At 30.0% G+C, this 16,078-nt stretch carries 16 protein-coding genes; 14 read left to right on the forward strand and 2 right to left on the reverse strand.

The window, feature by feature from the left end; genetic code table 11:
- Position 1: 1 nt before the first annotated feature.
- From coaD to ACZ5N4_RS08050, 4 genes are all read left to right on the forward strand, one after another.
- Entirely contained in the window at positions 2–490 is a 489-nt protein-coding gene (gene coaD / locus ACZ5N4_RS08035; RefSeq protein ID WP_464208794.1) for a pantetheine-phosphate adenylyltransferase, read from the forward strand.
- Positions 491–571: 81 nt separating this feature from the next.
- A complete protein-coding gene (locus ACZ5N4_RS08040) occupies positions 572–1,174 on the forward strand; it encodes an HAD family hydrolase (RefSeq protein ID WP_464208796.1) in 603 nt (200 codons plus the stop codon).
- Positions 1,175–1,251: 77 nt separating this feature from the next.
- A complete protein-coding gene (locus ACZ5N4_RS08045; RefSeq protein WP_464208798.1) occupies positions 1,252–1,863 on the forward strand; it encodes a DJ-1/PfpI family protein in 612 nt (203 codons plus the stop codon).
- 111 nt (positions 1,864–1,974) lie between these two features.
- A complete protein-coding gene (locus ACZ5N4_RS08050; protein WP_464208800.1) occupies positions 1,975–2,772 on the forward strand; it encodes a helix-turn-helix domain-containing protein in 798 nt (265 codons plus the stop codon).
- Positions 2,773–2,779: 7 nt separating this feature from the next.
- On the opposite strand, the gene ACZ5N4_RS08055 is transcribed toward ACZ5N4_RS08050, so the two are convergent.
- Entirely contained in the window at positions 2,780–3,817 is a 1,038-nt protein-coding gene (locus ACZ5N4_RS08055; protein WP_464208802.1) for an acyltransferase family protein, read from the reverse strand.
- A 189-nt stretch (positions 3,818–4,006) separates the two neighbouring features.
- On the opposite strand from ACZ5N4_RS08055, the gene ACZ5N4_RS08060 reads away from it, so the two are divergent.
- From ACZ5N4_RS08060 to ACZ5N4_RS08075, 4 genes are all read left to right on the forward strand, one after another.
- A complete protein-coding gene (locus ACZ5N4_RS08060) occupies positions 4,007–4,432 on the forward strand; it encodes a GNAT family N-acetyltransferase (RefSeq protein WP_464208804.1) in 426 nt (141 codons plus the stop codon).
- 199 nt (positions 4,433–4,631) lie between these two features.
- Positions 4,632–5,183: a helix-turn-helix domain-containing protein gene (locus ACZ5N4_RS08065; RefSeq protein WP_464208806.1), complete on the forward strand. Its 552-nt coding sequence runs from the start codon at positions 4,632–4,634 to the stop codon at positions 5,181–5,183.
- A 129-nt stretch (positions 5,184–5,312) separates the two neighbouring features.
- Entirely contained in the window at positions 5,313–6,029 is a 717-nt protein-coding gene (locus ACZ5N4_RS08070) for an alanyl-tRNA editing protein (RefSeq protein WP_464208808.1), read from the forward strand.
- A 138-nt stretch (positions 6,030–6,167) separates the two neighbouring features.
- Positions 6,168–6,713, forward strand: coding sequence for a GNAT family N-acetyltransferase (locus tag ACZ5N4_RS08075; protein ID WP_464208810.1), 546 nt, complete (start codon positions 6,168–6,170; stop codon positions 6,711–6,713).
- 77 nt (positions 6,714–6,790) lie between these two features.
- Here ACZ5N4_RS08075 and ACZ5N4_RS08080 read toward each other — a convergent pair whose 3' ends face one another.
- Complete coding sequence (locus tag ACZ5N4_RS08080; protein WP_464208812.1) at positions 6,791–7,603, reverse strand: polysaccharide deacetylase family protein; 813 nt, start codon at positions 7,601–7,603, stop codon at positions 6,791–6,793.
- A 255-nt stretch (positions 7,604–7,858) separates the two neighbouring features.
- Between ACZ5N4_RS08080 and ACZ5N4_RS08085 the strand changes: the two genes are divergently transcribed.
- The 6 genes from ACZ5N4_RS08085 to ACZ5N4_RS08110 all read left to right on the forward strand — a co-directional run bounded on the left by ACZ5N4_RS08085 (position 7,859) and on the right by ACZ5N4_RS08110 (position 15,994).
- Complete coding sequence (locus ACZ5N4_RS08085; RefSeq protein ID WP_464208814.1) at positions 7,859–9,148, forward strand: WYL domain-containing protein; 1,290 nt, start codon at positions 7,859–7,861, stop codon at positions 9,146–9,148.
- 1,024 nt (positions 9,149–10,172) lie between these two features.
- A complete protein-coding gene (locus ACZ5N4_RS08090) occupies positions 10,173–11,396 on the forward strand; it encodes an RtcB family protein (RefSeq protein WP_464210870.1) in 1,224 nt (407 codons plus the stop codon).
- A gap of 219 nt (positions 11,397–11,615) precedes the next feature.
- Positions 11,616–12,227, forward strand: a complete 612-nt coding sequence (locus ACZ5N4_RS08095; protein ID WP_464208816.1) for a TetR/AcrR family transcriptional regulator — start codon at positions 11,616–11,618, stop codon at positions 12,225–12,227.
- 60 nt (positions 12,228–12,287) lie between these two features.
- Positions 12,288–13,184, forward strand: coding sequence for an FMN-binding protein (locus ACZ5N4_RS08100; protein ID WP_464208818.1), 897 nt, complete (start codon positions 12,288–12,290; stop codon positions 13,182–13,184).
- A gap of 343 nt (positions 13,185–13,527) precedes the next feature.
- Positions 13,528–14,979 carry a TROVE domain-containing protein gene (locus ACZ5N4_RS08105; protein WP_464208820.1) on the forward strand — a complete coding sequence of 484 codons (1,452 nt, stop codon included), beginning with the start codon at positions 13,528–13,530 and terminating at the stop codon, positions 14,977–14,979.
- A 145-nt stretch (positions 14,980–15,124) separates the two neighbouring features.
- On the forward strand, positions 15,125–15,994 hold the full coding sequence (locus tag ACZ5N4_RS08110) for a PhzF family phenazine biosynthesis protein (protein WP_464208822.1): 870 nt from the start codon (positions 15,125–15,127) through the stop codon (positions 15,992–15,994).
- Positions 15,995–16,078: the final 84 nt, after the last annotated feature.

A 16,078-nucleotide genomic window follows, 5' to 3' on the forward strand; every position in this document is an offset into this window, starting at 1 on the left:
TATGACAATAGCTGTATATGCAGGTTCTTTTGATCCATTTACTATAGGGCATCTTCAGGTTCTTACAGAGGCAAGTTATCTATTTGATAAAGTAATAGTTGCTATAGCTAATAATGCTGATAAAAAACGTAGAATTGATTCTCAATTAATGCTTGGAGCCATTGAAGACACAGTTTCCAACTTAAGCTATGGTAATAAAATTGAAGTCATTAGGTTTGAAGGCCTTATAGCGGATTTAGCTAACGAAAATAAGGCTGATTATTTAATTAGAGGTATTAGAAACGGAATTGATTATGAATATGAAGAAAACTTAGCAAGGATTAATGAATCCTTTGGACTAAAGACTATATATATAAGGGCTGGCAGTCTAAGTCACGTAAGCTCCTCAATGGTTATGGAGCTTTATAAGTATGGACGTGATATATCTTCATATGTTCCTTCATCTGCATTAAAAGTAATAAGTGAAAATTGTGATGTAATTTATAAATAAACTTAACATCAAGGAGTTTTCAAAGATATAATTTAGTTTTTGATTATACAAAAATTGAAGGGTGATAAAGGGGAGTAGATTGTGTATAAAAATATTATATTTGATTTAGGAAATGTATTATTGGACTTTAGACCAGAAGAATATCTAAAGACAAAGATTGCGGAAGTTGATAAAGTTTCAGAGGTACATAAAGAATTATTTCAAAGCGAAGAGTGGGTAATGCTCGATAGAGGAACACTTACTGAAGAAGAGGCCAAGAGTATTATAATTAAGAATAGCAATAAAAATGGGCACTTGATAAAACTCGCTTTTGAAAATTGGTATGAGCTTCTTACACCTATTGAAGAGTCGGTTAAGGTTTTGAAAGAATTAAAAGATGCAAAGCATAGGGTTTATTTTCTATCTAATTTTCATTTACTAGCATTTGAATATGTAACTAAGAGATATGACTTTTTTAATCTTTTCGATGGTGGAATTGTTTCCTATAAGGAAAAGTTAATAAAGCCTGAAGATGGCATTTATAAGAGAATAATAGAGGAGTACCAGATAAAGCCTGAAGAATCGATTTTCATAGATGATGCGCAGGGCAATATTGAAGGTGCCAGAAAACTTAATTTTGAAACTATACTTTTTAAAAACTCTAAGGATTTAAGAGAAAAATTAAAAATTTATAATGTTTTATAGTATAGATGGGAGACTAATTGAGGAATTTTTTATGTAAGGTTTATCAATTATAATTATTTTTATTTGGAGGATAAAAAATGAAATATGTAGTAAATATAATTTTGTTTGAACAATTTGAAACACTAGATGTGTTTGGACCTGTTGAGATATTTGGATGTTTACCTGATATATTTAAGTTGAATTTTGTTTCTCTTAATGGAAAAACTGTCTCGAGTACTCAAAATGTAAAAGTAGAAACTAATAAATATGAGAAGAAGAATGATGAAAATACTATTATATTTATTCCAGGAGGCATGGGCATAAGGGAGAAGATCAATGATAAAAACCTAATTAATTTTATAAAGGATATTGCAATAGAATCAGAATATATCATGAGCGTTTGTACAGGTTCAGCACTATTGGCTAAAACAGGGTTATTAGATGGTAAAAAAGCAACTACAAATAAAAAGGCATTTGACTGGGTAGTATCGCAAGGAAAGGACGTGTTATGGGTAAGGAAATCAAGATGGGTAAATGATGGTAATATTTTTACATCCTCAGGGGTTTCAGCTGGGATTGATATGACTTTAGGCTTTATATCGGAATTACTTGGAAAAGAAAAAGCAAAAGAAATTAGTAATAAAATTGAATATAAATGGAATGAGGATAAGGAGTGGGACCCTTTTGCTGAATTATATGGGTTAGCATAATATTATCAAGAGATATGAAATGAATCAAAGTACTTTAAAGTATAATTTAATTTTTAATTGAATTGCTAGAGTATATAATAGTTCTAAATTATAAATAATGGAGGATTTTATTTGAGAGAACATATTACAATAAGTGAACTTGCGAGATTGATGAATGTTTCTACTCATCAAATAAGATATTTTGAAGAAAAAGAGGTTCTTCTACCTTATAGGATTGATGAAAATGGGTACAGACTATATGGTTTAAATGAGATCTATAAACTGGCCCACATACTGCTTTTAAGAAAGTTTAACCTTCCCGTTAACAGTATTAAGATGTGTTTTAATAATTATGCAGTTGAGGATTATACGCAGTTATTAAATACTTCTGTAGATTGTATCAATGAACAGATAAACAATCTTATAGCATTAAGAGATTTTACTATGAGTATAATTGAAAAAATAAATATGATTGATATTTCAAAGGATAAATATATTATAAAAGATATTGAAGAACGTAATCTTAAACAAATCTTCAAAATGAATTGTCAAGCACCATTTTCAGCCAAGCAATTCTATGACATTATGAGTGAATCTAGCAAAACATTAAGTCTATATGAAACTGATATCATCAATCTCTATGACAATACCAATGTGTATATGTGTATAGGAGAGGATGAGAAAAATTCTGGTACTAGCCATAAACTAGTTGCAGGAGAGTATCTATGTTATGAGTTCCTTGCGGAGAATGATGAGGAGTTTGAAAAACAAATTAATAAATTTTTTGAATATGCAAAAGTGAATAATATAAATATTAAAGGTAATCTCGTTGTTATAGAAAATTCCATGATTTCGATTTTTTATAACAATGGGATATATTATGAACTTCAAATGCTTATTGAAAAGAATAGTTTAAATTTAGAGCTGTAGCCTTAAGCTACAGCTTTGGTAAAAAATATTTTAACTTCGTGTACTTTAGTGAAAAATGAGTGATGAGTAATACAATGAAGCCAATGATCATAGCCACATAATCTGTCATTTGATTTGCACCTAAGAGCAAAATACTCCATCCAAATATTATCCATTGAATGATGTAAACTCCTGTAACATTTTTACTCCAGAAATAAATTGCATTTAAGAGTTTGTCAAATCCTTTTTTCCTTAGCTTTGTAACAAGATAATCAGATAGTGGTAACCATAAAAATATAAAGCTCACCATTAAGAAATGAATACTTAACCCACTTCTATAGTAATCACCTATAGGGAAGAATGAAGTTGTTGCAATGCCTATTGTGCCTAAAAATAAACTACCTAAAATTAGCTTTTTCTTTATCTGTTTTTCTAAGACTTGATTTTGAAGGTGTTTGCTTAAATACATACCTAAAAGAAAATATACTGCCCATGGAAATAGTGGAAAATCAGTATTTTTACCAGCACCCCATAGTGGATCAAAAATGAAAATACGACCTTGTAATCCCCATAAATATGGCGATACGAGCAATATGATTAGGATTACTGTTGGCAGTATATATAAGTTATCGGCATATTTTTTAAAAGCAGAGAAAAATATAAGTGATAATCCTGCTAATTGAAAAATATCTACTAAAAATAATAGAGATATAGGACTTTGTCCAGGATTATAAGAACCTCCAGCTAAAAGTAAAGGAAAGGTAAATCTTATTAAATTGAGAACATATCCAAAGACAAATAATTTACAACCGCGTATTACATTTTCTTTTATACTCTTTTTTGATTGCATAAAGAAAATACCCATAATAAGAATGAACACGGGTGCAGCAGGTGCTGTCCCTAAGCAAATAAAGATATTACCTAAAAGAGTATTACCCTCTCCAGCTGTTCTTTCATGCATGATCATAGCATGCTGCATAATCATAAAAAAGACAGCTAGTCCTCTAGCAAAATCTAGATAAAAAATACGTTTTGAATTTGAATAGTTAACAGAATTATTTTCCATAAAAACCTCCCGAAATTATATTAATTTCTAATGAAACTTATTATAAAGACAATATACACCTTAGGTCTGACCTAAGGTCAACAGAGATTTTGATTATTTTCAAAAAGTATAAACCTCAACAATCATCTAATTAAGCATAGTAAATTAAGAAATTTTATTAATCATCTTATAAAGAAATAGGAGGTAAATATGAAAGATTATATTATAAGAGAAGGAAATAGTGAGGATGTAGATTTAATTGTGGATAGAATAGTTGAATACAATTTATCCAAAGTTCCTCTTAAACAACAAGTTTCTGTTTTATGGATCAATAGAGTTATCGAAAATACAAATGGAGAAATTATTGCAGGAATACTTAGTAAGATGTATTGTTGGAATTGTGTATATATAGATGTTTTATGGATTAAAGAAGAATATAGAAAAGATGGATTAGGTTCAAGACTCTTAAAAGAAGTTGAAAAAATAGCTAAGGACAAAGGGTGTCATTTAATTCATTTAGATACCTTTGATTTTCAAGCAAAAGATTTTTATATTAAACATGGATATGAGATCTTTGGAATATTAGATGAGTGTCCACAGGGACATAAGAGATATTTTATGAAAAAGATTATATAGCTTTTAATTATAAGTAAGTTCTTTAAGGCTATCTATTTAATGTGTTTTATGTCGTAAACATGTTAAGTAAATAGCTACTTTATTTTCTCACAATAATACTTGTAATTATAATTATGTTTGTGTATAATATGTTTAACAATCGTAAAATATAGTTTACAAATGCGTTTTAATATTTAGCTACTAACAGGAGGTTTTACATATGAATCTGAATCCAGTGATTGCAGAAAATCTTAAGCGATTGAGATTAGAAAGAAATTTAAGTTTAGGACAATTAGCAGAATTGTCTGAAGTAAGTAAAGTAATGCTTTCTCAGATTGAAAAGGGCGATACAAATCCGACAATCAATACCATTTGGAAAATTGCGAAAGGCTTAAATGTTCCATATACCGTACTGATTGATAAGCATGAAAATGACACTTTTGTAATTAAAAAGTCAGAAGCTAAAGAACAAACTAGTGAAGATGGAACATATCGTGTTTATTGCTACTATGGAAATACACCACATAGAAATTTTGAATTATTTTTACTTGAATTGGATTCAGGTGCAACCTATACTTCTGTTGGTCATTCCGAAAAGTCACAGGAGTACATCACTGTTCTTGAAGGGGAACTTGTATTAACAACAAACAACCAGGACTATTTATTGAAAAGAGAAGATTCTATTTGCTTTTTGTCAGCAACTTCTCATACCTATAAAAGTTGCGGAAAAACTACTCTTAAGGCAATGGTTGTAAACTTTTATCCAATTTAGCAAAAAAAGTAATATAATAGAAATAATAAATATACAGAATCTATCTTTTATATTTTTCTGAGTTCAAAACTAAGCGGACAGACAATAACTGATAAGCTATATTATTATAAATTTTAAGGAGGAACAAAAATGAGTGAATTAATATTCCAAAAAGACAGTTATGTAAAAAGTTTTGATTGCAAAGTCATTAAAGTAGATATGGAGGAAAATGCCGTTGTTTTGGATAGAACAGCATTTTATCCAGGGGGAGGAGGTCAGCCTTGCGATAATGGAGTATTAGAAACAGCTACAAATAAATATATTGTTAAAAAAGTTAAGAAAAAAGGCTCTGATATATATCATTATATTGATGGTGATCTTCCTAAAGTTGATGAAATTTGTACTGGAAAATTAGACTGGGAGCATAGATATAAGCTAATGAGAACTCATACTGCTATGCATATTTTATGCGGTGTTGTATGGAGGGACTATAAAGCTCAAGTAACTGGTGGAGATATGGATTGTCTCAAAGGTAGACTGGATTTCGAGTTTGAAAATTTTGACAAGGAATTAGTTGATGAAATAGAAATAAAAATCAATGAAGAAGTAAAATCTGCAAGAAATATTAGCGTAAATACTCTTGAAAGAGAAGAGGCTTTCAAAATTCCTGATTTAATAAGGACAAAAATAAATCTTCTTCCAGAAGGTATTAAAGAGATACGAACTGTTGAGATTGAAGGCTTAGATCTTCAAGCAGATGGAGGAACTCATGTAAAAAATACTGAAGAAGTTGGGAAAATAAAAATAGCAGACTATAAAAGTAAAGGAAAAATCAATAAAAGAATATATATTGAATTAGAAGAATAATTTAAGAAGAGCTGATGCTGAGGCTAAAGTATAGATAAAGAATAGAGATAACAGTTAAACTAATAATGCTATGAGGATTTTATTTATATAGTAGGAAGGGGGATATCGATAGATAGAGTTCAGGAATTCGATACAACAGTGGAAACGCCAGATAATAAGGATTATGTTATAGAAAAGGGAACAGTAAATGATGTAGATGAGCTGGAAAATTTATATGATGATTTAAATGATTATTTAGAATCAAGCATAAATTATCCAGGTTGGGCAAAAGGAATATATCCAATTAGAGAAACTGCTGTTACTGGAATTCAAGATAATAATTTATTTGTATTAAAAATGAATGATGAAATAGCAGGTTCTATAATACTAAATCATAAACCAGAAGCTGCATACTCTCAAGTAACTTGGGGGATTGAGGCAGACTATAAAGACATTATCGTAATACATACGCTTGTTGTTCATCCAAAGTATATGAAGAGTGGTGTTGGTAAAAAATTAATGGACTTTGCAAAAAAATATAGCCTTGAACAAGGAATGAAAGCAATTCGGCTAGATGTCTCTATCCATAATGCACCTGCAATATCATTGTACGAAAAGTGTAAGTACAAATATGTGGGAACTGTTGATTTAGGCTTAAATATTCCAGACTTAGTTTGGTTTAAACTGTATGAATTAGTTTTGTAAGCATAAAAATAAATTATGTAAAATATTTTTAAAAACGTAGATTAAAGTAGAGAAATCTGCTTCGATCTACGTTTTTCTTATTCAATACAATCCTTAGATGAAAATATAAAATCAAAGAAGTTAGATGTCTTTTTTGTTATTGGAAAATAAAGTTCTGGAGTATCTTCTGTAATTGGTTTAAATTCATAGCCTTTATCTTTATAATAGCTGATTATTTTAGGCAATGCTTTACAGGTATTCTTATGCATATAATCACAATGCATAAGTAATATTATACTGGACAATTCTTCGCTATTCTTTGTTGCTTGCCTATATAATCTATCAGGAGGGGTTTTGGGCTTTACTCCATCTATAGTCTCCATATTCCAATCATATATTTTAAAGTTACAACTATGAAGTTTATTAAGATAGGATTCAGTAAGATGCTTTCGGCTGCCGCCAGGAAATCTGATTATATTAGGAGAAATCCCAGCTACTTCATTTATTTTTTCACGACACTGTACCATTTCTTTTATAAATGTATTTTTATTTGAATAGATAAGTTTAAATTTATGTGTGTAAGAGTGTAACCCAATACTATGTCCTTCACTATGAATTCTTTTTACCGTATCTTCTAAACCATCTATTTGATTGCCAATGAGAAAAAAAGTAGCATTGACATTATTTTCTTTTAAAATATCTAATATTTTATTTGTTACAATACTAGGTCCATCATCAAAGGTTAAATATATAACTTTTTTTCCTTGATTTAGGTCCTTTTGATAGGTTGCTAAATCCACAATTGGTTTTGTAGTATTTTGCATTTCCATACTTTTTATATTTTCGTTAAAGCATAAAATTATAAAGAATATACTTATAAAAGACATAAAAAGTTTCAATTTGTTTTTCAATTTCTTATCCTCCAATGCAATTTATAAGATATGGTTTAATAAAAAATATTTATAATGATGATGTTATTATAAGTTGCACTTAATTTAGTATTGCTATTTTATAAATATTTAATAGCTAGTAAATTTTACAAGCATATACGTTTTTGGTAAATGGCAACCTTTTTGTCTGTAAAATATTACACATATAATTTATACTTTTACCATAGTTAGATTGTGTTAAAATGAATACAAATCGCCATTGAGGGAGAATATTAAATGTTTAGTGATTTTATAAAGCATTATAATATAATACGGACAATACTTAGAGATGTATTTCTTTATGGATGTTTTTCTAGAGAAGAATTAGAGGGAAAAAGAAAAATTAGTTCAAGAAAAATAAGCTATGAAATTAGAAGAATACAACAGTACATAGAAGAAGAGTACATAAGAATTGATAGGGACGGAAGATACAAGCTTCTAGCTTTAACATATGATTCTATAAGAAACACAGAAAATTTTTTGGTAAAAACATATATGACAAAAAGCTTTACTCGTACAGACTTAATATTATATTTCTGTCTTTTGGGGACTCTATATGCTCAGGGAAAACCATGCTGCTTTCGTGAGATAGAAGATGCTTTAATAGGAGAAGGATTAGTATCTTATGACAACATAAGCAGTAAGACAATTGAAAGAAAACTTAATGAAATGTGTACAAGTTTAGGGATTTTGGACTGTGAAACGGTAAAAAGAACAAAGCATTATAGTATATCTAAAGACATATTTGAAGTGCTTGATGATCAAGAGGTGATTGAACTTCTTACGGCCGTTTCTCTGTTTAAAAATATGTTATTCCCTGTATCAGCAGGTTATTATTGTGAAGACAATTTAAAAGATTATATACTCTACGAAAGAAAAATAAAGATTGATTTTGGAGATTATTTTCAATACAGAAACCTTCACTTTCATCCTGTTATAGAGGAAGAAATTTTATGGAAGTTATTAAATGCTATGCAGGAGAGAAAATGTATAAGACTTAATTATAAATTACCTCCAAATAGAAGTATAGATAATCCTAAAGAAACTCTGAGGCCTTTTAAGGTACGTTATGATATTCAATGTGGAAGATTTTACTTAGTTTCTTATGACAACCGTAATAGATGTGTAATATCAAGATTAGATAGAATTGAAGATATTGAAGTCTATAATAGCACCTATGAAGCTGAAGGTCTTAAAGAATTATATGAAAGAGATATGAAGTATAGCTGGTCTAGTGTACCACTAGGTCAAGGGAAAAAAACTGAAAGTGTAAAAATCGAAATTATTATTGATGAGTCTAAGGAAAAATATATTATAGACAAAATTCAAAGCGAGGTTCAGGAAGGCATTATTGAGAGAATAGAAGAGGGCTGCTACCATTTAACTATGAGAGTTAATGACAGTGGAGAGATGGTGCCATGGATAAGAAGCTATTCAGGCTACATGAAGGTTATCCAAGGAAGACACCTTGCAAAAAGATTAGCAGAAGACTGGAGGGAGATGCTTGAAAACTATGGAACTCTTTGATGAAGTAAAAAATAGATATTTTCACATAGTATTTAGAGTGCTTAATGAATGTAAAGATGGTCTTTCTAAAAAAGACATCATTAAGTTAATAGATGACGAAGATTTTGAAGAGAAAATTATAGGAAAAGATAACAAGACTTTTGAGGGGCTGCTTCTCAACGAGTACGAGGATTATGAAAACTATAATTTGCTTAAAGAAGAAAATGGTCTATTTTATCCTAAAGTTGAAGATAGCAATAAAATAGCTATACCAGTTAGATTCACAAATATAGAAAAGGCTTGGCTTAAGTCCCTTCTTGATGAACCTTTGCTAAAACTAATATTAAGGGAGAATACAATAGCTAAACTTAAAGAGGAGCTAAAGGATATTGATAGTCCTTCATTAAGTGAGTTTATTGAAACAACCAATAAATCAAAATTACCCGAGCTTTTAGACTCAGACCAATATGAAACTAATTTTAAAGTGCTGCTGAAGGCTATACTAGAAGAGAAGTCAATAAGGTATTGCAATACTGATAGACTAGGAAATAAATACTGTGACATGGAATCTCTTCCTGTAAGATTGGAGTGCTCTCTTAAAGATGACAGATTCAGAGTTTCAATGTATTCATTGAATGATAACAGGCCTATAATGGCAAATCTCTACACTATGAGCAATATAGAAATAATAGAAAAAGAAAAACTTTCTATAGATAGAGAAGTTGCAATTGAGCTTCTTCATAAGAATAGATATTCAGAAGAGCCTATAATACTTGAGGTTACCGATAAAAAGATGGCAATGGAAAGATGTTTCATGAGTTTTTCAGGAATGGAAAGATCCTCAAGGTGTCTTGAAGAGGATAGGTATGAAATAAAACTCTTTTATTATGTATTTGAGGAAGAAGAAATAATAAGAAAAATATTAACACTTGGTCCTTATGTAAAGGTCCTATCCCCTCAAAGGATTATAGATGAGGTGATTAAAAGAATAAGACGAGCAATTGAACTCAATGATTGCAGCAAAGTAGGAATGGGGGAGAATAATTTGATAGAATTAAAAGGAAAATATAACAGTGCAAAGGTATATACAGATAAGTTAGAGCCGGAAGTTATTTCACAGGTAGTTGAATTATGTAATCAGGAATTTTGTAAGGATAGTAAGATTGCAATAATGCCTGATACTCATGCTGGCAAGGGGTGCGTAATAGGTTTTACTGCAAACTTAGGAGATAAGGTTATACCTAATATAGTAGGTGTTGATATAGGCTGTGGGATGCTTACTGTAGAATTGGGGAAAATTGCAATAGACCTACAAAGTTTAGACGAAATCACTCGTAAATATGTACCTTCAGGCATGAATGTCCATGAAGGAAGAATGATTAAGTTTTCAGAGCTTCAAGAATTGCATTGCTATAGAGAGTTAAAAGATACAAAAAGAATTGAAAGAAGTATAGGAACTTTAGGTGGAGGAAATCATTTTATTGAAATAGATATTGATGAGAAGAAAAATGCATATTTAGTTATTCATTCAGGCAGCAGGAATCTAGGTAAGCAAGTAGCTGAGTACTATCAGAATCTTGCAGTGGATTTATGTGCTGGAAAAGAAGATTATTATATTCAAAGAGAAAATATTATAAGTGAGTATAAGAGAGAAGGTAAGAGGCATCAAATTCAATCTGCTTTAAAGTCTTTAAAAGAGAAATATGACAAGTTACTGCCTAGTTATCCAAAGGATTTATGCTTTTTAACAGGAAGTTATAAAGAAAAGTATTTAAAGGATATGAGTATTTGTCAAGAGTATGCTAATTTAAATAGGGAAACAATGGCTAATATAATATTGCAAAAGCTGTTCAATAAAAAATTGGAAGACTTTAAACATTTCCATACAATTCACAACTATATAAACTTTAAGGATAACATAATTCGAAAGGGAAGTATTTCTGCTTATGATGGGGAATTAGTGCTAATCCCATTAAACATGAGGGATGGAAGCATATTAGCTGTTGGAAAGGGTAATCCTGACTGGAATTATTCTGCTCCACACGGTGCAGGCCGCTTAATGAGTAGAAGTAAAGCAAAGGAAAGTGTAAGCATTGAGGAGTACAAAAGATCCATGGAAGGTATTTATACTACATCAGTAAATCAGGCAACTATTGATGAAGCGCCTATGGCATATAAGCCCATGGAAGAAATAATCAATAATATTGAAGATACAGTAGAAATAATAAAAGTTATTAAACCAATTTATAACTTTAAAGCTGGAGAATAGCCGTAGGATTTTGTAATTATAAAAATAATATAGATTTGTGTGTTAAACAGCTTGGAAGAGAAGAAAGCTTCTATATCCAAGCTGTTCTTTTATTCAAATTTACATGATATTAATAGACTTAAATCCTTGTTAGTGTACTTTACATAGACAATTGGGAAAATAAGGAGTATAATATAATTAAAAGAGAATAATTAATTCGCTTTTATAAAAGGAGTAAATATGGTTCAGTATAAAAAAGATAATATCAAAGAAAAAATTGATTCTGCCGCCTTAAAAATCTTTGGAGAAAAAGGATATGAAAATACAAAAATTTCTAATATTTCAGTAGAAGCAAAGGTTTCAGTTGGAAATATATATCGCTATTATAAGAGTAAAGAAGAAATCTTTTATTCAGTAGCTCCCGAGAGTGTATTGGAAAAATTGAAAAGTATTTTAATTAATAAAGTTATATTGGCGAAGAACAAGGAATTAAATGGAAGAGAATCAATCAGTAAGTTTCATCTTATCAATGAAGAGTTTATTGAATATATGATCTTAAACAGAGAACAAGTTTTAGTAATGATTAATGGAAGTGAAGGTACAAGATATGAAGGGATAAAGGATGAAGTTATAAGTTATATGATAGAAAATGTTAAGGAACATTATTCAAAGAAAAGTAATGAGATTATTCATGATTCTATGAACTATGGCATTATTAAAATGATATATGAAAAACTGATTGAAATGATGATGCATATCTTAAAGGAGTCAAAGTCGCCTGAAGATATTAAGAAATCATTTGAAATTATAAATTCCTATCATTTGTTTGGAGTTATTAATTTATTTAAATAGTTTATCAAAGATAAAAATATAAGCATAAGAACTCAATAAAAATGAAAGGGGAGCGGGGAAATGGGTAGAAATTGGGTTTTAAATAGCAATCATCAAAAATTATTAAAGGCAGCACACCTTCTTTTGGTTGCAAGCGTATTTGGAGGGCTGATTTCAATCTTAAGCCTTCTTTTGTTAAAACAGACTGGGCGTTTTGAGGGAAATACTTTTCCAGTAGATTTAGGAATACTTAAGATATTTACCTGGGGAGTAAATTATGCATTTTTAATTTTAATAATAACTGCATTTATATATGGAATATTTACGAAATGGGAATTCATTAAGTATAAGTGGATAATGTTAAAGTGGTTGCTTGTGCTGGTTATGTTTATAATTACTTGGAGTGGATTTGGTCCTGCGGTTAGTGGAATGGCGTCTATATCAGATGCAGGTTTGAACAATTCTATTATGAAAAGTGAGTATTTAGAATTTCAAAACAAAGCATTAGTATCTGCAATTATTGAAGTGATAGGAATGGTATTGATTATCTTCATTTCTGTTTTTAAACCTTGGGGAGAAAGAAAAGTAAAAGGGCAGGTAAGACAGAAAACTATTATAATGGTTATATTGCCTTTAATTATAATTGGTGTTGGATTTATGATTTCAAATACTATTAGTTTAAACAAAATTAGGAATATGCCTATAGGAAGTGTAAACCTCACAAAAATTAATGATGGAGTATATCAAGGTGAAGCAAAAGTTGGCAGTTACGTGTATAAAGTAAAAGTAGAGGTTAAAAACCATAGAATTATTGATATTAAAGGGGTAGAGAATCGCAAAAGCGTATATGTAACCTATGCAGAAGGAGTATTCAAGAAAATAATTAGAGAGCAAAGGGCAGATGTAGATGCTGTTACTGGAGCCACTACTACTAGCAAGGCATTCATGAAAGCAGTAGAAAATGCTCTTAAACAATAGCATGAAAATTTTCTAACTAATTATTATTGCAAACTTTTTGTCTGTAACTCATCATATAAATATCCTATACTGTAAATGTAAGGTTAAGGGTAGTGCAGAAAAGAGTTACTTCTATTTTGGTATAATAAAGACCTCTTTTCGAATTTCCTCCTTAAATCAATAAAATAGGGCAGTGTATATTTGAGTTACTTCGATTAGTATGAAAGGTGTCGTCGGTTCGATTCCGATTTCATTCTCTTTGAGAATGAATAGCTCAGTTGGTAGAGCACTATATACTCAAATAGCTTTTCTCCCTATTTTATATCTTATAATAAGCTTTCATAAGAAATAGAGGAGGGCTATAATGTCTAAGTTCAACGTTAAAAATAATATAAAAACAACAAATATATCAGGGCATGAAGCCTATAAAATGAAGGATAAAGATAAGCTCCTTTCTCAAGTATTAACTAGCATGTTTAATGAAGATAAGTATTATGGAGATAATTCGCAAGATATTATAGAAACCGCTAAAAGGGTTATTGAAGTAGACCCAAAGTTTGTTGCAAATCTGTGCATTTATGCAAGAAAGGAAATAAATTTACGATCTATATCTCATGCTTTAATTGGTGAATTGGCCAGATCAAATATGGGAAAGAACTATGTAAGAAAGGCCGTTGGCATGACAGCTCTTAGAGTAGACGATATGACAGAAATACTATCATATTATGTAAATTCCTATGGAAAGCCAATCCCTAATTCTATTAAAAAGGGAATTGCAGATGTAATTCTTGGCTTTGATGAATATCAATTGGCAAAGTATAATCGTAAAAATGAAATAAGGCTTAAGGATATACTTTGTTTAACACATCCAAAAGCTAAAACTAATGAGCAAAATGATATGTTCAAGAGACTATTAGAAGATAAGCTTCAAACTCCTATAACTTGGGAAACTCAGCTTTCAGCTAGGGGTAATAAAAAAGAGGTTTGGGAAGAATTAATTCAAAACAATAAGCTTGGTTATATGGCTATGATGCGTAACTTAAGAAATATAATTAAATCTGATGTCAACAACATAAATAAAGTATACGAATTTTTATCTAATGAACAGAAAGTTTTAAATAATAAGCAACTGCCATTTAGATATTATTCTGCTTATAAAACCTTGAAAAATGAAGGTATAGGCACTTCAAAGGTATTCGATTCATTAGAAACTGCTATAAAGCATTCTACAAAAAATATAAGTAAACTTTCAGGTAAAACTCTAATATCAGCGGACGTATCTGGATCGATGAATATGCCAATAAGCAGAAGAAGTGAAATGACCTGTGCAGAAATTGCAGTGATATTAATGTCTATAGCTAATTATATATGTGAAGAAACAATAACTACAACCTTTGATACAAGACTTTATATGAACAACTTGTCAACTCAAAATGGAATAATTGCTAATGCTAATTCGATAAAGGTTAATGGAGGAGGAACAGATATTTCGTTGCCTTTAAAATATCTGTTTAAAAAGAAAATATTTGTAGATAGAATAATAATACTATCAGACAATGAAATAAACAGAGGATATGGAACAGTATGTCAAAGATATGTAGAGGAATATAAGAGGTTGATAAATCCAAAAGTTTGGGTACATGCTATAGATATGCAGGGCTATGGAACACAGCAATTCTCCGGTGATAATGTAAACATAATATCTGGTTGGAGTGAAAAAGTGCTTGATTTTATGAACTTAGCGGAACAGGGGATTGAAACTTTAAGGGATAAAATAGATGGATACTATTTTAAAGAACAGATATTAAGTGCTTGAAAAAGCTATAACTTGGGTATCTTCAGAAATGAATTATATATTGTTATAAAAAGGGTGCAGAAAAAATCTGCACCTTAGTGATTCACAGTTTTAACAAACAAATGTAATAAAAATTATTTAAGTTTATTTAAGAGGAGAAGAGTAAATGGAAATAAAAGTTTATACATTAAATGCTTTTGCAAAAACGGACAATGGTGGAAATCCAGCAGGGGTAGTTTTAGATGCAGACTTTTTATCAGCACATGATATGCAAAAAATCGCAGCAAAAGTTGGTTTTTCGGAAACAGCATTTGTTAAGAAATCAAATAAAGCTGATTTTAAGGTTGCTTTTTTCACTCCTAACGAAGAAGTGGATTTATGTGGGCATGCTACTATAGCAACTTTCTATTTATTGGCTAATAAAGGTATTATACAAGTAGGAGAGTATACGCAAGAAACAAGAGCTGGTATTTTAAATGTAGAATGCAGGAATGATAATGTAATTTATATGAACCAGCGTAATCCTGAATTTTATGAAATACTGGATAAAAAAGAGATAGCTAACACATTGAATATTAATGAAGATGATATTATGAATGAGCTTCCGATTCAAATCGTATCTACAGGATTAAGGGATATTTTAATTCCAATTAAATCATTGGAGACATTATATAAAATAAAACCTGATTTTGATAAGATTTCATATGTTAGTAAAAAACAAGATGTTATTGGATATCATCTTTTTACATTGGAAACGGAATATGATTCAACTGCCCATTGTAGAAACTTTGCACCTTTATATGGTATTCCTGAAGAGGCTGCAACTGGAACATCTAATGGGGCATTAAGTTGCTATTTATATAAATATGGATTTATTTTGGGGAAGAATGCAGAAAATTTGGTCTTTGAACAGGGATATTCTATGAAAAAACCTTCAGAGGTTTTAAGTAGTTTAATAATTCATAATCAAAAAATTAATGAAGTGAAGGTTGGAGGAATTTCTTTAAATATTGAAGAGAAAAAGATAAATTTATAATAAAGACTAAAAGCATGATGAAAAATGGTCATTTATTTTAGTATTTTGCACTTCAAAACGGAAGCCGTTGGAAAAAATCTGCAC

This window comes from Clostridium nitrophenolicum, from assembly GCF_055391695.1.